The organism is Caballeronia sp. dw_19, assembly GCF_018449515.1.
Taxonomy (GTDB): Bacteria; Pseudomonadota; Gammaproteobacteria; order Burkholderiales; family Burkholderiaceae; genus Caballeronia.
Map to the genome: position 1 here is coordinate 243,790 of NZ_JAAVUQ010000002.1, position 18,443 is coordinate 262,232.

Consider the following 18,443-nt stretch of genomic DNA (forward strand, 5'->3'; position numbering starts at 1 on the left):
TTAGGGTAGCGTGTTTTAAAAGCGTTTTCTTTGCTTCGTTTCTTTGTCGCTTTGGACAAAGAAATGACGTGCCGCCACGCACAGTGGCTAATAGTGATAAAGAGAAAATCCAACTCTTGCAGACCACTAACACCGAAAGCAGCAACCCGGCATAAACCCCGACCACTACCGCCAGAACCGACCACCCCGGCATAGACCCCGACCACTAACCCCAGACCCCCCCATTAACAACGACGCCCTACATCACCTTCGACAAACGCACCCTGAGCTTCTTCATAGCAATATCGATGTCGTTCGACTCAATCCCGCCATAGCCAAATATCAGCCCTTCCTGCGCTGGCCGATTCATGTAGAACCCCGAAATGCCATACAAGCCAATAGACGGATCGAGAGCGCCACCGGTCAGCTGCTTCTCCCTCAACGATCCCTTCAACCGCGCACTCATATGAATTCCCGCTGCGGGAATCCGTGGCTCAAACCACTCGGCAAGCTCATTTTGCAGAAACGAAACAAGCGTTCTCCGACGATCTTCATAGTGCTTATGCATACGTCGCAGATGCTTGGCGAAGTCGCCATCGAGCATGAACTTAGCCAGCGCCGCTTGCGTCAGTGAGCACGTATGCCAGTCGCTTATCTGCTTGGCTTTTTGTATGGCTTCATTCAGCGACGCCGGCGGCACGACATACCCCACCCGCAACTCGGGAAAGATCGTCTTTGAGAACGTGCCGACATAAGCCGCCAGACCCGCTCGATCAAGACTCTTGAGCGGTTCCATCGGCCGGCCCTCGAAGCGGAACTCGCCATCGTAGTCATCCTCAATGATGACCGCGCCCTGGCGCTGCGCCCACTCAAGTAACGCCACGCGACGCTCAAGACTCATCGGCATGCCGAGTGGAAACTGATGCGACGGGGTCACATAGACAAGCCGTGCTTTCTTGGGCAATTGCTCGACGATCAAACCCTGCTCGTCAACAGCCACGCCGATTATCTTGGCGCCGGCCGCTGCAAACGCCGCACGCGCGGGCGGATATCCCGGTTCCTCAACCGCGACCACATCGCCGGGACGCAGCACTACACGTGCGATCAGATCGATTGCCTGCTGCGCACCGTGCGTGACAATCACGTCCTGCCAGTTGCTTGCCACGGCCCGGCTGAACGCCAGATAACGCGACACAGCGAGGCGCAATTCCTGTTCGCCGGCGGGGTCGTGATATTGCCCACGCCCGCGTGCCTGCAATCGCACTGCATGATTGATGCAGCGACGCCAGGTGTCGAAGGGGAACAGGCGCTTGTCAGTCACGCCGCCTAAAAAATCAAACGGGTAAGGAACGTCGTGCCTGGGCATCGAAAGCTGAACGGGCATCGATGACCAGATCGCTTGCGTCCTTGCCTGATGCTTCATTGCGTCGGCAGGATGCGTTGGAACGCGGATCAATCCCTCAGCCACAAACGTGCCGTCGCCGGGACGCGAACGAAGATACCCTTCGATAGTGAGACGTTCGAAGACATCGAGCGTGGTCTTGCGCGAGACGCCAAGTTGCGTGGCGAGATCACGCGTGGAGGGCAGGCGTTCGCCCGCCGCCAACCTTCCCTCGACAATCCCGCTGCGCAACTGCCGGTAGATCTGTCCGCTCAGGTCGTCGCGGCCGCGAATGGTCACGTGGATTTCCATCGCAACGGTATCCTCGATTGGGGTTGATTCGCGGATTTTGGCATACCAGTAAGTCGAGCGGTTTTCGGTATCACGCTAACATGCTGTAAAGTTAGCAAAAACAACGATATGAGCTAAACTGAATTCACCTCGGATGGGCAGAATATGGCAAAAACCCGCATTTAACCGCGATATCGTTCAATTGACACGATAATTGACACGATCAAAAAACGTAGTCAAAATAACGTTAATAAAACCTAGACGCAATCACCCGCACGCCGGCTCAGCGAGTTTTTGCTTGCTCGTTCAGGCAGTACCTGAGGATTCGAGTGATGGAGACGTATTACCTTGCCATCGACGTTGGCACTGGCAGCGCGCGCGCCGCCCTGGTCAATTCGCATGGCGTCATAGTGAGCATTGCGGCGCGCGAACACGAGCAGATCGTGCCGCGCTACGGCTGGTCCGAGCAGCGCCCGACCGACTGGTGGCAAGGCGTAGCCGGGGCCATCCGCGAGGTCTTGAACAGCACGCCCCATGCCGCCGAAAACATCGCGGCCATCTGCGCGTGCGGCCAGATGCACGGCACGGTTCTTATCGACGCAGACGGTCAGCTCACCCGCGAAACCGCACCGCTCTGGAACGACAAACGCACGCTTGCGCAAGTGGCTGCCTTTCGCGCGAGCCACGCCGCTGCATCGTATCTGCCATTGACGGCCAATCCGGCAACACCCGCATGGCCCGGCTTCAAACTGCAATGGCTCAAGCAGAACGAGTCCGATGCATACGAACGTGCGGCAACGGTGTTCATGCCGAAGGACTACATCAACTTCCGGCTGACCGGCGAGCGCGCCTGGGACTGGAGCGACGCCTCCACGAGCTTCCTGATGGACCCTGAAACACGCTCCTGGTCCCAGCCCATGCTCGACACACTCGGTCTCGACGGCAGCAAGCTCCCGCCCATCCGCTCGCCGCAGGAAATACTCGGCACGGTCACCTCCGAAGCGGCTCAGGCAACTGGCCTGCGCGAAGGTACGCCGGTGCTTGTGGGCGGCGCGGACTATCCGCTTTCCATGCTGGGCTCCGGCGTGTACGGACCCGGTCTCGGCTCGGATATCACCGGCACGTCGTCGATCATCACGGTGATCGCGGACACCCCCATGCTGCACCCGGAAGTCTCGAACATGATCTCGGCGGAAGGGCTCTGGGGACGCTTCATGCTGCTCGATTCGGGTGGCGATGCAGTGCGCTGGGCACGTCGTGCATTCCACGAAAATACCCTGAGCTATGAGGCCGTTGCACAGAAAGCTGCCGATGCCCCCGTCGGTTCCGAGGGCCTCTTCTTCCTGCCTTACCTGAGCGGTGAAAGGCTCGGCGAACATTCGAATTCGCGCGCCCAGTTCTTCGGTATCGCGGCCAAGCATGGCACGGCGCATCTGCATCGCGCGGTATTGGAAGGGGTCGCGTTCGGCGTGCGGCGGCACATTGGCGTGATCGAATCAGCGGGCGTGCACATGGAGCGGCTGGTCGCGGCAAGCGGCGGCGCCAAGGCTGCTCTCTGGCTGGAGATCAAGGCAAGCATGTATCGCACGCCGATCCTCGTGCCGGCTCAACTCGAATGCGGTGTGATCGGCTGCGCCATTCTTGCGGCGACCGCACACGGCCAGTTCGCGCGTCTGGGCGATGCAGTCGCGGCCTTCGTTCAGTTCGAACGCGAGGTCTTGCCGGACCCGCGGGCAAGCGACACCTACGATCGGATGATGCCGATCTTCGAGCGGCTCTATGTGAGCTCGCAACAGTTCTACGACGACCTGGATCGTCTCGCCGAGGCTCATGCATGACGCAAGTAATCAAAGCTGTCCTGTGGGACATGGACGGCACGCTCGCTGACAGTGAAGCGCTGCATCTGAGCACACTGGTCGCCGTGTTGACCCATCATGGAATAGACGCGGGCGACGACCTGCATGCATCGATATTCGGCAAGACAGGACGCGAAGTGCACGCGTACTGCTGCGAACGTTTTGGAATCAATTTCGACTACGGCCAATGGTCGATGGCAAGGGCGCGGCACTATCTGTCCGAAGCCCCGAAGATGCAGCCGCGACCCGGCGCGCTCAGTGTCTATCACGCCGTGCACGCAGCGGGAACGCGGCAAGCAATTGTGTCGAACTCATCGCGCATGTTGCTTGAAGCGGGACTCCGCGCGCTCGACCTGCAGGATCCGCAACTGATCTCCATCAGCGCTAACGACGTACGCGCCGGCAAGCCCGACCCCGAGCCGTATCAGCGCGCGGCGTGGCTGCTGCGCGTGACTCCTGAGGAAGCGATCGTGGTGGAAGACAGCCCGACCGGCGCCCGCGCGGCTATCGCGGCCGGCATGCGGGTGCTCGCGTGGCCCGAGCATGAAAGCGCTGCCGGCACGTTTCCCGATGGCGTGCGCATTGTGCGCGCCGAACACGAACTCGCCGATGCGCTCGGCGTTCAACTCACTCCTTTTCCCTGAACCCATCATGCTCCGAACCAGCATCTTCCCCTCGCGATACGTCCAGGGCGCGGGCGCGCTCGATTCACTCGACGCGGAACTCGCGCGCCTGGGCACGCACGCGGCGTGTCTCGTCGACAGTAACGTTGCCGCTTTGCTTGAACCCGCGTTATCGAAGGCTGAACGCGTGAAGCTCGCCGTGCGTAGCGTCGATGCCGCGTGCACCGAACGCTCCGTCTCCGCCGCGGCTGCGTGGATTCGCGAGAGCGGGGCCGACATCGTGGTCTCGTTCGGCGGTGGCAAGGTGGTCGATACGGGTCGCGCCGCCGCTGACGACCTGCGTTTGCCGTTCGTGTGCGTACCGACCATTGCTGCATCGGACGCGCCGTGTTCTGCGCTTGCCGTGATCTACGACGAGGAGGGCCGGGTGGTGCGCGACCGCTTTGTCCGTCGCAATCCGGATCTCGTGCTGCTCGATACCAGCCTGATCGTGCGCGCGCCCGTGCGTTTTTTTATCGCAGGCATTGGGGACGCGCTCGCTACTTTCTACGAAGCCGATGCGTGCCGCCGCGCCTATGCAAAAAATCTTTGTGGCGGTCGCGGCACGGCGCTGGCTTTCGAGGCAGCGAAGTTATGTCGCGATACCTTGTTCGCGCATGCCGTGCAGGCGGTGGATGATTGCCGCGCACAGATCGTCACGCCGGACTTCGACGCTACGCTGGAAGCGACCGTGCTGCTTTCGGGCATCGGCTTCGAGTCGGGTGGCGTGGCCGCGGCGCACGCCATTCATCACGGTCTCGCAGACCTGCCTTCGTCGCATGGCTTGCTGCACGGCGAGAAGGTCGCTATCGGCGTGCTGGCGTCGCTGTTTTTATCGGCGGTGCCTGACGACGAACGGGCTCGCGTGTTTCGTTTCTGCCGTGCTGTCGGCCTGCCCACACGTCTCGCGCAGATCAACGTGGACGTCAGCGACGAAGCGGCGCTTGAGACCGTGGCGAAGCGTGCATGCCGGGCGGGAGAAATCATCCACAACGAGCCGTATCCCCTCGATGCACCATTGGTGGTCGCAGCGTTGAAGGCGATGGACCGATACGCAGCACGATCCGATAACCAAATTTAAAAGCGAGACAACATCATGACAGGCGAACTCAAAGGTGCGGAAACAGCCGCGTTCCGTCCCGGCCTCTTCGACGGCAAGACGGTCCTCGTATCGGGCGCAACCAGCGGCATTGGACTTGCAATCGCGCGGGGTTTTTCAGCGTTGGGCGCACAGGTGATTGCAACCGGCAGCTCGGCTGGCAAGCTCGAAGGGTTGCGCGCGGACGCCACGCTCGAAGGCATTCGCTTCGAGCAACTGGATGTCCGCGATAACGACGCCATCAAGCGTTTCGTCGCTACGCTGAGCGTGCTCGATGTGCTGGTGAACGCGGCTGGCGTGGCGCGTCCCGCCGATGAATATCGTGACGATGTCTTTCGCGAAGTGATCGACGTGAACCTGACGGCGGTCATGCGCCTCGCGATGGCCGCTCGTGACAAACTTGAGCAGGCGCGTGGATCGATCGTCAACGTGGCGTCCATGCTGAGTTATATCGCCGACGTGGATGTACCGGCTTATTGCGCGAGCAAGACCGGCATTCTCGGCTTGACGCGTTCGCTGGCTCACGCGTTCGGCCCGGCAGGGGTACGGGTAAACGCGATTGCGCCGGGCTACCACCGGACCGACATGACACGCGCGCTCTGGGAAGTACCGGCCAGCGCGGAGAAGATAGCGGCGCGCAGCGCGCTCAAGCGTTGGGGCGAAGTGGATGACCTGGTTGGCGCGACGGTGTTCCTGGCATCGCCGGCGTCGGCGTTCATCACGGGCGTGACCTTGCCTGTGGACGGCGGCTACGCAAGCGGGGTATGAGGCGAAAAAAAGCCTTCTCTCTCCGGAAAAATGGAGAGAGAAGGCTGTGTGCTTCCAGAGACGCTTAGGAGTACCGCCCGAAGCGTCCAACCATCATTTTAGAACTTGTGCGTGATGCCGACGATCGCTGCCAACTGGTGATTGTTGGACGAGAAGGACGAGCCGCTGAAGTCAGCAACAGCCTGTTTGCCCGTCGAATCGACACCCGAAGCGGTCTCGAAGAAGCCGATCGCGTAAAGCGTCGTACGCTTGGACAGCGAGTAGATGGTGCCCAGGTTGAACTGGTTGTACTTCGCGCTGCCCACGTCGTCGGCGCCGCTGTTATGCGTGTAGATGTACGCGCCGGCCAGCGTCAGAGCCGGGGTCAGTGCGTACTTCACGTTCACTTCGCCCGAATTGAACGTAGCGGTGCCGCCGTTGTACTTGGTGCCGAAGCTGCCCGGAGGATTGCCGAGTGAACCCAGGTTCTGGAACTGGGTGTTCGAGTACAGCAGGGCGATCGTTGCCGGTCCCACTGCGTACGAACCGCCGGCGGTGATGATCTGCTGCGAACCTGCCGACGCGTAGCCGCCGTAAATACGGCTCGGCATGTTGTTGGTGCCGCCCGCGGCCGACGTCGGCGTCGACGAGTTGCCCTGGTCGCCAAACGTCGAGAAGTACGGGTCCTTGGTGAAGTTGTAGCTTGCACCCAGCTTGATCGGGCCGTTTGCGTACGACACGGCTGCGTCGGTGACCGCGTTTCTCGAGAACTGGCCGGCCTGGCCGCCCAGGCTGTACAAGACGCCGACCGTCACGCCACGGTAGTTCGGGCTCGTGTACTTGAGGGCGTTCTGAATGCGGTTCGACGTATCCACGTTATCGACGTCGCCTGCGCGCGTACCGTAGCCGAGGCCGGATGCAGCCCAGTCAGCACCCGATGCAAAGGTGGCCGTGGCGTCGTTACTTGCCGAGTACTGGCGGCCCAGCGTCAGCGTACCGTACGTGCTGCTCGACAGACCGACGAAGGCCTTGCGGCCGAATTCCAGGCCGCCCTGGCTCAGCGCGCCGGTGCCGAGTGTATAACCGTTTTCCAGGTCGAAGATTGCCTTGAGGCCGCCGCCCAGATCTTCAGAGCCGAGCAAGCCCCAGCGCGATGAATTGGCGCTGGATAGCGCATATTGCTTCGCACCCTTGACGTTGTTGTTAAAGAGAATGCCGCCGTCGGCAACGCCGTACAGGGTCACGCTGCTTTGTGCGTGTGCAGCGCCAGCAAATGCTCCGATAGCAAAGATGGCAGCCGCGGTTTTCTGAATTTTCATTTTGTTGTGCTTCAGTTGTTGTAAAAGAAGGAGACATCCTATTTGAACGGGTCGAAAAGTCCCACTGATGTTTGATTGTTTGGTTATTCCGTTGCTTTCTAAACCAACATGCCAAAAATTCATATAGCCGAAATAATTAGCATTCCAAACCGTCAGACATGAGGCCGACCGAATCACAAATAGGCTAAAAGCCCTATACCCACCGAGTTGTAAGCTTTTCGAAGGGTACTGAACGTCTGGCTCGACGAACCATAGTCTGGCCCGATTTCATTTTCGTGAATGATATTTATCTTTTTGCCGACAAGGAACATTCAATCGGCATGCGTATTATTTGAACAACAAGTTATTGAAAAGCTGGCAATTTCAGGGGAATTCAGGCTTGTCTGTCTTAGCAGACTCTTAAGCCCGTGGCAGGCGCCATATGCAAAGGCCGGGGGCGGCCTTCCTGATGTGTACGAGTAGCGAGGGTTATTGCTTATCAGATGACGCCGGTCGAGCGCATGTCGGACAGGCGCTTTTTCATGTCGAGCACGGCGAGCGTATGAGCGTCGCCTTTGCGCAGGGCGACGCTGGTCGAGAGGATATCGATAATGACAAGCGCCGCTAGCCTCGACGTGGTCGGTGTATAGACATCTGTATTTTCCAGCGTCTCCGCTATTACGGCGACGTCAGAGAAGCTCGCGAGCGGACTATTCGATCCGGTGATCACAATGACGCTTGCGCCGCGTTCGCGGGCGGTCCGCGCGACCTCGATCAGCGAACGGGTAGAGCCGGTGTTCGAGATGGCCACGACCGCGTCGCCCGGCTTGAGCATGGAAGCCGCAATGAACTGCTGGTGCGAATCCTGATGCGCGACGCATGGCACGCCGAAGAGCGGAAACTTCTGCTGCGCGTCCAGCGCGACAATGCCCGACGCGCCAAAGCCGAAGAATTCGATCCGCCGCGCTTTCGCCAGCAAATCCACCGCCCGCCCGATAGCCGCGAAATCCAGCTTCTTGCGCGCCCAGTCGAGGCTTGTGATGGTGTAGTCGAAGATCTTGGTGGCGATGGTCTCCGGATCGTCGCCCTTGGCGAGCACCGAGTGCGTGGCCGGTGCGCCGAGCGCCAGGCTCTGCACCATGCGGATCTTGAAGTCCTTGAAACCGCTGCAGCCTAGCGTCGCGCAAAATCGCAGCACGGTCGGCTCGCTGACCTGCGCGTTGCGGGCTAGCTCGGCCAGGTTGATGTCGGAGATTGAAGCGAGGTTTGCAAGGATGTACTCGGCCACTTGCCGGCTGCCACGGCGAAGGTTCGGACGCGCGCGGTCGATCAGTTCGAGGATGTTGTAATCGGGCACTCGATGTTCCTTCGTTTATTGTCAACGGGGCGCCGCAAGCGGCGCCCCGTGCAGGCCTGAGGCCACGTTGCCAAGTGTATCGGATCGCCCTGCTAGCGGCGCCAGAAACGGGCACCGCGTTGCGACAGGACAGCCGCCACGATGATCACGCCCATCACCACTTGCTGATGGTAACCCGGCACGCTGGCAAGGTTCATGATGTTGCCGATCACCCCCAGGATCAGCACGCCCATCAGCGTATTCACGGCGCCGCCTTTACCGCCCGCCAGACTCGCTCCGCCGATCACGACCGCGGCAATCACGGTCAGCTCGTCGCCTACGCCGACCGTCGGTGCACCCACTCCTGCACGCGACGTCGAGATGATGCCGGCAAGCGCCGCCAGTAGTCCCGAGCTGACATACGTGCCGAGCACATGGCGCGCGACCGGCACGCCCGACAGCCGCACGGCTTCCTCGTTCGATCCGATCGCGCGGACCACGCGGCCTGCACGAAGCCAGTTCAGCGCAATCCCGCCGATCGCGAATACGATCAGCATCACGAGCGTCGGGCCCGGTATGCCGAAATACGAATGACGGCCGAAGTCGAGCAGCGCCTGACCTGGATCGTCGACGAGGATAGGCGAGCCATTGGAGACGATCATGGCCACACCGCGCGCAACGGTCATCATGGCCAGCGTGACGACAAACGGCGTGAGGCGGAACCACGCGATCAACGCGCCCGATACGAAGCCGCATAGACCACCGACCAGCAGCGTGACGAGCAGGGCGACGCTCAGGCCGTACTGGGGAATGAGCATGGCCGAAACCACGCTGCCCAGCGCCGCGATGGAGCCGACCGACAAGTCGATGCCGCCGGTCAGCACAACCAGCAGCATGCCCACCGACATGATGCCGACGCCCGCGACCTGACGCGAGATGTTGGACAGGTTAGCCGCCGAGAAGAAGTCGCTCGATACGAACGACGCGGCGATCACAAGCACGATCAAAATGGCCACCGTGTTGAAGCGGCGGGCGACTGACCACCAATGTCTTGCGTGTGCGTGGCCGGATTGCGCCTGACGCGATTTCTGAGTGACGGCGCTGGGATTCATGATGCGAGTCTCCGTGTCTGGTTTAGTGGGTGAGCGCGGCGGGCGCTTCGTCCGGCGCTTCCTTCGGCACACGTTGCAAGGAGAGCGAGAGGATCTGTTCTTCGCTGAAATCGGCGGGTTGGAGTTCGCCGCGAATCTCGCCTTCGCCCATCACGAGAATACGGTCGCACAAGCCCATCAACTCCTGATGCTCGGACGAGATCACGAGCACCGCCTTGCCGCGTTCTGCGAGCTGGTTGATCAGCGTATAGATTTCCACCTTGGCGCCCACGTCGACACCACGTGTAGGTTCGTCGAGGATGATCAGGTCGCCGTCCGCATGAAACCACTTGGCGAGCACGACTTTTTGCTGGTTGCCGCCTGATAGCGTGGAGACATCGGCGTCCATCGAACGGGCCTTGATGCGTAGTTGTTCCATCAATTTTTGAACGAACGCACGCTCGCGGCCGAACGCGAGGAAACCGCCCGGAAGGCTGACGGATTTAAGCGCGGCGAGCGTGGCGTTGACGCGGATGGGCATCGATAAAACCGCGCCCTGGCCCTTACGGTCTTCAGGAACGAAGCCGATGCCGGCCTTGACCGCTGCCATTGGCGAGCGAATCGCCAGCAGCTTTTGCTTCAGTTCAATGGTGCCGGAATCGCGGGTGTCCGCGCCGAAGATCAGCCGGGCGACTTCCGTGCGGCCCGAGCCGATCAGGCCGCCAAGCCCGACCACCTCGCCGGCGCGCAGCGTGAACGAGACATTGCGCACAGCATGGCCGCGTACGAGGCCCGTTACCTTCAGCACTTCGTCGCCGAGCGTCGCGTGACGTTGCGGGAACAGCACTGAAAGCGGGCGGCCGACCATCTTGCGAATGAGTCCGTCCATGCTGATATCCGCAGGCTTGACGGTGTCCACGCGCTTGCCGTCCTTGAGCACCGTGATGCGGTCCGCTATGGCGAACACCTCATCCAGCCGATGCGAAATATAAACAATGCCCACGCCGCGCGAGCGCAGCCCGCGTACGATCTCGAGCAGTTTGTTGGCATCCGACGGCGCGAGGGCGGCGGTGGGTTCGTCCAGCACCAGCAGCTTCACTTGCCGGCTGAGCGCCTTGGCAATCTCAATCACCTGGCATTGCGCCGCGGACAGGCCGCTGACCAGCGCGGAAGGGTCTATGTCGAAGCCGAGGCTCGCGATCAATTCATGCGCTTGCCTGCGCAGCGAACGCCAGTCGATCACGACCGGCAACGCGCCGAGGAACACGTTTTCAGCCACCGACAGATCCGGCGCCAATGCCGTTTCCTGATGAATCACCGCAATGCCTTCTTCCATGGCCGCATGCGGATTGCGAAAGAATATCTCTTGCCCTTCGACCTTGATCGTACCGGCATCGGGTTGATGGCCGCCGCCGATAATGCGCATCAGCGTCGACTTGCCCGCGCCGTTCTCGCCGACGAGCGCATGGACTTCGCCGCCAAGGACATCGAAGTCGACGCCTTCAATGGCGTGAATGCCGCCGAAGCGCTTGTCGACGCCGGTAAGGGCGATGAATGGAATCATGAAGGTGTCTCCAGAATGCAGGCGCACCGGCCGGGCCGGTGCGCCTGCATGAACCCGCGCGTCTTTAGAAGATCGCCTTCGGGTTGTAGAACTTGTCGACGTTGCTCTGGTTGATCACAGCGGACGGTGTGTACGAAATCTTCGGCACGTTGGTCACTTCACCCTTCGCCGCTTTCATCCCGATGTCCACCGCCGTACGCGCGACGAGTGCCGGATCGTTCAGTGCGGTCGCGCCGTACTTGCCCTGCTTGATCAGATTGAGCGCTTCCTTCTGGCCGTCGGCGGCGGCAACCAGCGTAATGCCCGTACGGTTCGCGCTTTCGATTGCACGGCGTGCGCCGAGGACCATGCTGTCGTTTTCGCCGAGCACCATGTTGATGTCCTTGTTGGCGACCAGCAAATCTTCCATGGCCTTCAACCCGCCTTCATCCGACCAGTTGCCCCAGCCTTGGCCGACGATCTGCATGTTGACCTTGCCGGTCTTGGCGAGCTGCGCTTCGACAATCCCGTCGATCACGCCGTCACGCCGTTCCTTGCCGACCGGATTGCCTTTCTCGCCGGAGATCAGCGCGATCTTCAGCGGTTTGTCGCCCATGGTGTCGACGACCCATGAGCCGACCAGCGCACCATTCTCGCGATTCGACGATTGCACGAGCGTCAGGTAGTTGGCCTTGGGGTCGAGCGTACTGTCGATCACGACCACTTTCACGCCGGCGGCCGTGGCTGCGTTCACGGAGTTGACGAGACCTTTAGGATCGGCCGGGTCGATGATCAGCACCTTGATGCCACGCGTCAACATGTCTTCCACGTCCGAGATCTGCTTGCCCATCTTGCCCTGCGCGTCGGCCGTAATGACGTCAGCGCCGAGTTCCGTAGCACGTGCCTTGGCTGACTCCATGGCAGCCGAGAAGTAAGGCGCGTTGAGCACCTTCATGGAAATGCCTACTTTCATCTTGTCGGCAGCAAACGCCGGGGCCGTTGCAACCACGCTTGCCACTGCCAGCGCTACACCACACATCACCTGCTTCACGAACCGCGTCATGTCTCCTCCTTTTGTTGGGGTTTGGCGGTTTTAAAAAAACATAAGAACTGTTGAATCAGTGCGGCAACAACTTTCCGGGATTGAGGATGTTCAGCGGATCCAGGGCGGCCTTGATCGCGCGCATGGCTGCAAGTTCGGCCGGGGTACGCGACAACGCCAGCACCTTCAGCTTCTTCGTGCCAATGCCGTGTTCCGCCGATACCGAGCCGCCCATCTCGCCGGTCACGCCATACACCACGGCTTGCACCTTGGGCGCGGTGTCTCGCGGCCAGTCGGGTTCCTGAACGACGATATGCAGATTGCCGTCGCCGAGATGTCCATAGATCAGGATGGTCGCGTTGGGCCAGTGTTCGCGAAGCTGCTGTTCGCATCGGCGGGCGGCTTCGCCCACATCGGCGATCGAGAAGCTGACATCGAAGGAAACGCGGCCTGGAATCAGCCGCTGATACTCGCCGGGCGCGTCGCGAATGGCCCAGAACGCAGCTGCATCCGACTCGGATGAAGCCAGCGCGGCATCGCTAAGCAGTCCTTCTTCGAGCATGCCCGAGAGGAAGTCTTCGAAGGCACCGGCCTGACGTTCGGGATCGGCGCCGCTGCTTTCCAGCAGCACGTAGAAGGCATGTTTCCCTTCAAGTGGCGCGCGTAATTCGGGCAAGCGCGACAGCACGAAATCGTAATAACCCGGCCACATGACTTCGAATGCGGAGACACCCGCCGGCAGGCTTTCTTGCGCGCGCCGCAACAACGTGGTCACGGCGTCGTAGTTCGGCAGGCCGCACCATGCCGTGGATACCGCGCGGGGCTTCGGCCGCAAGCGCAGCACGGCGCGCGTGATGACGGCCAGCGTTCCTTCGCTGCCGATCAACAGGTTGCGCAGGTCATACCCCGTGTTGTTCTTGATCATCTTGCGCAAGCCGCCGACGATGCTGCCATCCGCCAGCACGGCTTCTATATCGAGTACCTGGTCGCGCATCATCCCGTACTTGATCACGCGATTGCCCCCCGCGTTGGTCGCGAGATTGCCGCCGATCGTGCAGCTTCCGCGCGCACCGAGATCGAGTGGAAACATGAAGCCCGCAGCGTCCGCTGCTTCCTGGACGATCTGCAGCGGCGTGCCGGACAGCACGGTCATGGACGCGCTGACTGCGTCGATACTTTCAATGCCGTTCATCAGTTCCAGGCTCAACGCCACTTCGCCGCCGAGGAAAGTCGCGCCCCCGGCGAGTCCCGTCAAGCCGCCTTGCGTGACGACCGCCTGTCCGTGCTCGTGGCAGATCCGCAGCGCAGTGGCAACGTGTTCCGTATTGCGCGGCCGGATCAACGCAAGCGGCTCCTCGCACGGCATGCGGCTCGAGTCCGAATTCTTCCTTCCGGCGAACTCGTGCGGCAGGCTGACTACATCGGCTCCGAGCGCCTCGCGCAGCGCGTTCACAACGTGCTGGGAAGGGTTGCGCTCAGGGGACGGTTGTTCGTGCATCGAATCTCTCCAGCGGGTTGGCGTGCGGTGCTCTTGAAGCGCCGCCTTGCCTTGCGGTCGAATTTGCGTATGACGCAACGTTAGCGGGGATAACGTTGTGTCTGCACATCATGAACGATAGTATAGCTATCATTGAACGGAAAAGCAGAGCTTGTTCTTTGGGGAAAACCCCCATGTTTTGAAATTTCGTTAAAGTTATCATTATTAAAACTAACGTTTAGCCTTCGATGAATTTCACGCTGATGGCTCATCAAGGCGAAGCGGCTTGCAATTTCAAGGAGATGGACCCGATGCAATGGCCTGAACCGCGTTCCTTCGATGTCGACTTGCAGACCGGCTTGATGACCGGCACTGACTCGCGCTATCAGAAATTCCTGCGCGACCTGGGCGGGTTGTATGCCGATCCCGCCGCGTTCGACGCGCTCGCAGCCGTTCGCGGCGATGAGGTGGTGTATGAAGTCACCGATCACCGGCCCAACAGCAACCCGGGCGACCTGATCACGGGCGTAACCCGCATGAGTCCCGGCAAGGTAGGCGACGAGTTCTTCATGACGCGCGGCCACATTCATGCGGCTATCGACAGGCCCGAGTTGTACTTCGGCCTCAAGGGGTTCGGTGTGATGGTGATGGAGTCGCCGACGGGCGATACGCGTGTGGTCGAGATCAAGGCAAACACGGCCTGTTATGTGCCGCCGAGGTGGATTCACCGGTCAGTGAATCTTGGGCAGGACGACTTCGTGATGCTGTTCTGCTATCCGGCGGATTCGGGTCAGGACTACGCGATCATCGAGCAGTCGAACGGCATGAAGCTGCGCATTGTGGATGACGGTGCGGGCTCGTGGCGCAGCGTACCCAACCCGCAGTACAAGCCGCGCACGGAGCAGGAAGTCGAGGCTTTGCTGGCGCGTGGCGTCATGGCCGCGGAAGGAGCGACGCGATGACAATTTATCAACCCGCCACCCGGCCCACGTTCTATTTCATCGGCGTGACGACCGGGCAAAGTTCGATCATGCGCGTGTTCCCCGAGTGGGCGAAACATCTCGGTCTTGGCGACGTGGAAATGAAGGGCATCGATTTCCAGCCGCATGCGTCGCCCGACGCGTACCGGGAAGCGGTTGAATTCCTCAAGCACGATCCGCTGTCGCTTGGCGCATTGGTCACCACGCACAAGATTGATTTGTACGCTGCGTGCCAGGATCTCTTCGATTTCATCGATCCCACCGCGCGGACCATGGGCGAAACAAGCTGCCTCTCGAAGCAGAATGGACAATTCATCTGTCATGCTAAAGATCCGATCACGTCGGGTTTTGCGCTCGATGGTTTCCTCCACAAGGATCACTTCGCCACCACCGGCGCGGAAGTTTTTTCGATGGGCGCGGGCGGCTCGACCATCGCGCTGACCTGGCATCTGATGCAAAAGGAACGTGGCGCAAATCGGCCGTCGAAGGTCATTGTGTCGAATCGGTCGGCTGGCAGGCTGGAGGAAATCGAACGTATCCATCGCGAGCTGAAATTCGATGTTCCATGCGAATATGTCGTTGCGCCGAAGGCCGAAGATAACGACGCTGTCTTGCGGCGTTTATCGCCGGGTGCGTTGGTGATCAACGCCACCGGACTGGGCAAGGACGCACCGGGTTCGCCGTTGAGCGACGCGGCCGTATTCCCGGAGCGCGCGGTCGTGTGGGATCTGAACTATCGCGGCAACCTGGTTTTCCTCGATCAGGCAAGGGCTCAGGAAACCGCACGCGCGCTGCAGATTGAGGACGGCTGGACCTACTTCATCTATGGCTGGACCCGCGTGATCGCGGAAGTCTTTCATGTCGAGATTCCGGTGCGCGGCCCCGCGTTCGACGAGATCAGCCGGATCGCGGCCCAAGCCGGCAAACCGGCACCCGCCAAACCCATCTAAGGATCAATGCATGTATCTCGACAAGTTCAAGCTGACCGGCAAGATTGCTGTTGTCACCGGCGCGGCGCGAGGCATCGGTCTCGCTACCACCGAGGCGCTGGCCGAAGCCGGCGCGCTCGTTGTTCTCACGGACATGGACGCTGACCTGCTTGCCAAGGCTGCTGAAACGCTGGCATCGAAGGGCTTGCGTGTGGAGACCGAACGCTTCGATGTCACCGACCCGGCCGCTGCCCAGCGTGTCAACGACGCCGTCGTCGCGCGCCATGGGCGCGTGGATGTGCTGGTCAACAATGCGGGCATCGCGATCTCGAATCATCCGGCTGAAACCATGGCCGACGAGGTCTGGAACAAGGTCATCGACGTCAATCTCAATGGCGTGTTCTGGGCCTGCCGCGCGTTCGGCAAGGGCATGCTCGAGCGCGGTTCAGGGAGCATTGTGAACGTGGGCTCCATGTCGGGGTTTATCGTCAACCGGCCGCAGGAGCAGGCGAACTACAACGCGTCGAAGGCGGCGGTTCATCATCTGACGAAGTCGCTGGCAGCGGAGTGGGGCGCGCGGGGCGTGCGGGTGAATGCCGTCGCGCCGACGTATATCGACACCGAGATGAATAGCTATGTCTACGAGGACAAGGAAAAGTTGCAGCACTGGGTTGGCGGTACCCCGATGAACCGGATGGGACGCGTTGATGAAGTGGCGTCGGTCATTCTGTTCCTCGCCAGCGATGCAGCAAGCCTGATGACCGGATCGATCGTCCTCGCCGACGGCGGTTATGTCTGCTGGTGATTCTTCTACGTTGCCAAGCCTTCGCGTTGAAACCTTCGATACGTCCTTGCGTGATCGGCTTCTTGATCCCCGCTCGGGGCCGGGAACTGATGAACTGACGTTGCACTGGTTGGGGCAGGCGGGTTTTGTGATCGAGTTCGACCGGTTCAGGATGTTGATCGATCCCTACCTGTCGGATTCGCTGGCGGAGAAATACCAGGGCGCAAAATTTCCGCACGCGAGGATGATGGCGGCGCCCATTCTGCCCGATGAACTGGACAGGCTGGATATCGTGCTGTGCACGCACCGGCATACGGATCACATGGACCCGGGGACGTTGCAGCCGCTGGCGCGGAGATTTCCGCAAGCTCGTTTCGTCGTGCCCGCTGCGGTGGTCGATGAAGCGGTCAAGCGATGCGGAGTTGGCATCGACCGGTTGATTGCGGTGAATGCGGGCGACCGGGCGGAGATTCTTGATGGGTGTTTTGTCACGCCCATAGCGTCTGCGCATGAGACGCTGGACCGGGACGCGAACGGGAATTATCCGTGGCTCGGTTATGTGATAGATACCGGGGGCATTCGTTTGTATCATTCGGGCGATTGCATTCCCTACCCGGGTCTTGAGGAAGCGGTCGCTGCGTATGCCCCGCATGTCGCGTTGCTGCCGGTCAACGGACGCGATGCGCAGCGTAGCGGAAATGGCGTGCCGGGCAATTTCACGCTTGATGAAGCGGTGGCGTTGGCGCGCAACGGCGGCGCTCAAGCGATGATCGCGCATCACTATGGCTTGTTCGATTTCAACACGATATCGGCTGATGTGGTTGATCAGCGGATCGCGACTGAGAAGGCCAAGGGGTTCGAGATGTTTCGTGCGCAAGAGGGGTATGGCTGGCGTTTGCGCTAGCGTGCCGAATAGCCCGGAACCTCACAATCCGTGAATAGCTAAAGAAAACGGCTGGAACCTGCCATTTCCGGGTCCGGCTGCCCATGATATTCTAGGTGCACTTGTACACCATCTGTAAGAGCTATGAACGAGGTTCTTGATAACGGCATTGCACTGCGCGCGCTTATTGAGCAGGCTGGTATTACACAGGCTGACGCGCTTGCGGCCCTTAATAAGGGACAAGCATTCCCCATTGCGCTATCGACATGGAAAGCGTATCTCGCGGCACCAGATAGCGCGCGGCGCCGGGTATGCCCCGACAACGTTCTTGATCATGCTCGAAAAACTATCTTAAAGGTCGTGAAAGGGCGTTGACGTGGTGCACAAGTGCATCAATAATCTACTCATTGTCTCGATATGGAACAATCATGGGAACGAGATACGAACAAGACGTGGTGGCGTGGGCCAACGAGCAAGCAGGGCTGTTACGCGCGGGCAAGCTAACCGCTATCGACGTTGAGCACATTGCAGAGGAGATTGAGGACGTGGGCAAAAGCGAGCAACGCGAACTGGCGAGCCGCATGCCGGTGCTGCTGGCTCATCTTCTGAAGTGGCAACACCAGCCGGGACGGCGTAGCAAGAGCTGGCAGTTCACGATTCGTACGCAGCGCAAAGAGGTGGCCTACGTGCTGAGTGAAGCGCCGAGTTTGCGCGGCAAGTTCGGCGACGAGGCGTGGCTCGACATTGTTTGGTCCAAAGCACGGAGCATAGCGAGTAACGAAACTGGCCTGGACCTCGACGCGTTCCCCGAGGCGTTCCCGTGGCAAGTCGATGAGGTATTGTCGTCAGAGTTTTACGCTGAATAGCGGAAAAGACCATGGCGCGAGCTGCGCCCCGCATGACGGCCGGTAGCCGAAAATTTGGAGGGTGGCGGTGAACACATTTGGACGTTGTGTGACGATGTTATCGCTCGTCGTTACGTTGCTTTCGTTGACAGGCTGCAATACGGTGGCCGGAGTCGGTGAGGATATCTCGGGTTCAGCCCGTACTGTTCAACACGCCCTG

General features: G+C 60.4%; 17 protein-coding genes. 10 read left to right on the forward strand and 7 right to left on the reverse strand.

All coding sequences use genetic code 11. The features are described from left to right. Positions 1-238 precede the first annotated feature (238 nt). A complete protein-coding gene (locus HB376_RS03955) occupies positions 239-1,672 on the reverse strand; it encodes a PLP-dependent aminotransferase family protein (RefSeq protein WP_213762114.1) in 1,434 nt (477 codons plus the stop codon). Positions 1,673-1,983: 311 nt separating this feature from the next. On the opposite strand from HB376_RS03955, the gene HB376_RS03960 reads away from it, so the two are divergent. The 4 genes from HB376_RS03960 to HB376_RS03975 are packed head-to-tail and all read left to right on the forward strand — an operon-like array spanning position 1,984 to position 6,036. Continuing rightward, entirely contained in the window at positions 1,984-3,489 is a 1,506-nt protein-coding gene (locus tag HB376_RS03960; RefSeq protein ID WP_213762115.1) for an FGGY family carbohydrate kinase, read from the forward strand. Beyond that, the gene (locus HB376_RS03965) at positions 3,486-4,151 is read left to right on the forward strand and encodes an HAD family phosphatase (RefSeq protein WP_213762116.1); all 666 of its coding nucleotides are present in this window, start codon (positions 3,486-3,488) and stop codon (positions 4,149-4,151) included. The genes HB376_RS03960 and HB376_RS03965 overlap by 4 nt, the downstream gene beginning before the upstream one ends. A gap of 7 nt (positions 4,152-4,158) precedes the next feature. Then, a complete protein-coding gene (locus tag HB376_RS03970; protein ID WP_213762117.1) occupies positions 4,159-5,250 on the forward strand; it encodes a glycerol dehydrogenase in 1,092 nt (363 codons plus the stop codon). 15 nt (positions 5,251-5,265) lie between these two features. Then, the gene (locus HB376_RS03975; RefSeq protein WP_213762118.1) at positions 5,266-6,036 is read left to right on the forward strand and encodes an SDR family oxidoreductase; all 771 of its coding nucleotides are present in this window, start codon (positions 5,266-5,268) and stop codon (positions 6,034-6,036) included. Positions 6,037-6,134: 98 nt separating this feature from the next. Here HB376_RS03975 and HB376_RS03980 read toward each other — a convergent pair whose 3' ends face one another. From HB376_RS03980 to HB376_RS04005, 6 genes are all read right to left on the reverse strand, one after another. Then, complete coding sequence (locus tag HB376_RS03980) at positions 6,135-7,334, reverse strand: porin (protein ID WP_218627157.1); 1,200 nt, start codon at positions 7,332-7,334, stop codon at positions 6,135-6,137. A gap of 478 nt (positions 7,335-7,812) precedes the next feature. Further along, positions 7,813-8,670 (reverse strand): SIS domain-containing protein, encoded by an 858-nt coding sequence (locus tag HB376_RS03985; protein ID WP_213762119.1) that lies wholly within the window; start codon positions 8,668-8,670, stop codon positions 7,813-7,815. Positions 8,671-8,762: 92 nt separating this feature from the next. After that, on the reverse strand, positions 8,763-9,761 hold the full coding sequence (locus tag HB376_RS03990; RefSeq protein WP_213762120.1) for an ABC transporter permease: 999 nt from the start codon (positions 9,759-9,761) through the stop codon (positions 8,763-8,765). Between the two features lie 22 nt (positions 9,762-9,783). Further along, positions 9,784-11,304: a sugar ABC transporter ATP-binding protein gene (locus HB376_RS03995; protein ID WP_218627158.1), complete on the reverse strand. Its 1,521-nt coding sequence runs from the start codon at positions 11,302-11,304 to the stop codon at positions 9,784-9,786. 64 nt (positions 11,305-11,368) lie between these two features. Continuing rightward, positions 11,369-12,346, reverse strand: a complete 978-nt coding sequence (locus tag HB376_RS04000) for a substrate-binding domain-containing protein (protein ID WP_213762121.1) — start codon at positions 12,344-12,346, stop codon at positions 11,369-11,371. A gap of 55 nt (positions 12,347-12,401) precedes the next feature. After that, entirely contained in the window at positions 12,402-13,823 is a 1,422-nt protein-coding gene (locus HB376_RS04005; RefSeq protein WP_213762122.1) for an FAD-binding oxidoreductase, read from the reverse strand. A 290-nt stretch (positions 13,824-14,113) separates the two neighbouring features. Between HB376_RS04005 and HB376_RS04010 the strand changes: the two genes are divergently transcribed. From HB376_RS04010 to HB376_RS04035, 6 genes are all read left to right on the forward strand, one after another. Further along, the gene (locus HB376_RS04010) at positions 14,114-14,764 is read left to right on the forward strand and encodes a glucose-6-phosphate isomerase (RefSeq protein ID WP_213762123.1); all 651 of its coding nucleotides are present in this window, start codon (positions 14,114-14,116) and stop codon (positions 14,762-14,764) included. Then, complete coding sequence (locus tag HB376_RS04015; protein WP_213762124.1) at positions 14,761-15,732, forward strand: shikimate dehydrogenase; 972 nt, start codon at positions 14,761-14,763, stop codon at positions 15,730-15,732. The genes HB376_RS04010 and HB376_RS04015 overlap by 4 nt, the downstream gene beginning before the upstream one ends. Before the next feature lie 10 nt (positions 15,733-15,742). After that, entirely contained in the window at positions 15,743-16,516 is a 774-nt protein-coding gene (locus HB376_RS04020; RefSeq protein WP_213762125.1) for an SDR family oxidoreductase, read from the forward strand. Positions 16,517-16,562: 46 nt separating this feature from the next. After that, a complete protein-coding gene (locus HB376_RS04025; RefSeq protein WP_213762126.1) occupies positions 16,563-17,399 on the forward strand; it encodes an MBL fold metallo-hydrolase in 837 nt (278 codons plus the stop codon). Between the two features lie 123 nt (positions 17,400-17,522). After that, positions 17,523-17,753, forward strand: a complete 231-nt coding sequence (locus tag HB376_RS04030; protein ID WP_213762127.1) for a hypothetical protein — start codon at positions 17,523-17,525, stop codon at positions 17,751-17,753. A gap of 53 nt (positions 17,754-17,806) precedes the next feature. After that, positions 17,807-18,244 carry a DUF29 domain-containing protein gene (locus tag HB376_RS04035; protein ID WP_213762128.1) on the forward strand — a complete coding sequence of 146 codons (438 nt, stop codon included), beginning with the start codon at positions 17,807-17,809 and terminating at the stop codon, positions 18,242-18,244. The last annotated feature ends 199 nt before the right edge of the window (positions 18,245-18,443 follow it).

What these genes read in the sequence shown, in the direction of transcription:
- HB376_RS03955 (WP_213762114.1), bottom strand. Translation starts at nt 1,672, where the DNA reads ATGGAAATCCACGTGACCATTCGCGGCCGCGACGACCTGAGCGGACAG.
- HB376_RS03960 (WP_213762115.1), top strand. Translation starts at nt 1,984, where the DNA reads ATGGAGACGTATTACCTTGCCATCGACGTTGGCACTGGCAGCGCGCGC.
- HB376_RS03965 (WP_213762116.1), top strand. Translation starts at nt 3,486, where the DNA reads ATGACGCAAGTAATCAAAGCTGTCCTGTGGGACATGGACGGCACGCTC.
- HB376_RS03970 (WP_213762117.1), top strand. Translation starts at nt 4,159, where the DNA reads ATGCTCCGAACCAGCATCTTCCCCTCGCGATACGTCCAGGGCGCGGGC.
- HB376_RS03975 (WP_213762118.1), top strand. Translation starts at nt 5,266, where the DNA reads ATGACAGGCGAACTCAAAGGTGCGGAAACAGCCGCGTTCCGTCCCGGC.
- HB376_RS03980 (WP_218627157.1), bottom strand. Translation starts at nt 7,334, where the DNA reads ATGAAAATTCAGAAAACCGCGGCTGCCATCTTTGCTATCGGAGCATTT.
- HB376_RS03990 (WP_213762120.1), bottom strand. Translation starts at nt 9,761, where the DNA reads ATGAATCCCAGCGCCGTCACTCAGAAATCGCGTCAGGCGCAATCCGGC.
- HB376_RS03995 (WP_218627158.1), bottom strand. Translation starts at nt 11,304, where the DNA reads ATGATTCCATTCATCGCCCTTACCGGCGTCGACAAGCGCTTCGGCGGC.
- HB376_RS04000 (WP_213762121.1), bottom strand. Translation starts at nt 12,346, where the DNA reads ATGACGCGGTTCGTGAAGCAGGTGATGTGTGGTGTAGCGCTGGCAGTG.
- HB376_RS04005 (WP_213762122.1), bottom strand. Translation starts at nt 13,823, where the DNA reads ATGCACGAACAACCGTCCCCTGAGCGCAACCCTTCCCAGCACGTTGTG.
- HB376_RS04010 (WP_213762123.1), top strand. Translation starts at nt 14,114, where the DNA reads ATGCAATGGCCTGAACCGCGTTCCTTCGATGTCGACTTGCAGACCGGC.
- HB376_RS04015 (WP_213762124.1), top strand. Translation starts at nt 14,761, where the DNA reads ATGACAATTTATCAACCCGCCACCCGGCCCACGTTCTATTTCATCGGC.
- HB376_RS04020 (WP_213762125.1), top strand. Translation starts at nt 15,743, where the DNA reads ATGTATCTCGACAAGTTCAAGCTGACCGGCAAGATTGCTGTTGTCACC.
- HB376_RS04030 (WP_213762127.1), top strand. Translation starts at nt 17,523, where the DNA reads ATGAACGAGGTTCTTGATAACGGCATTGCACTGCGCGCGCTTATTGAG.
- HB376_RS04035 (WP_213762128.1), top strand. Translation starts at nt 17,807, where the DNA reads ATGGGAACGAGATACGAACAAGACGTGGTGGCGTGGGCCAACGAGCAA.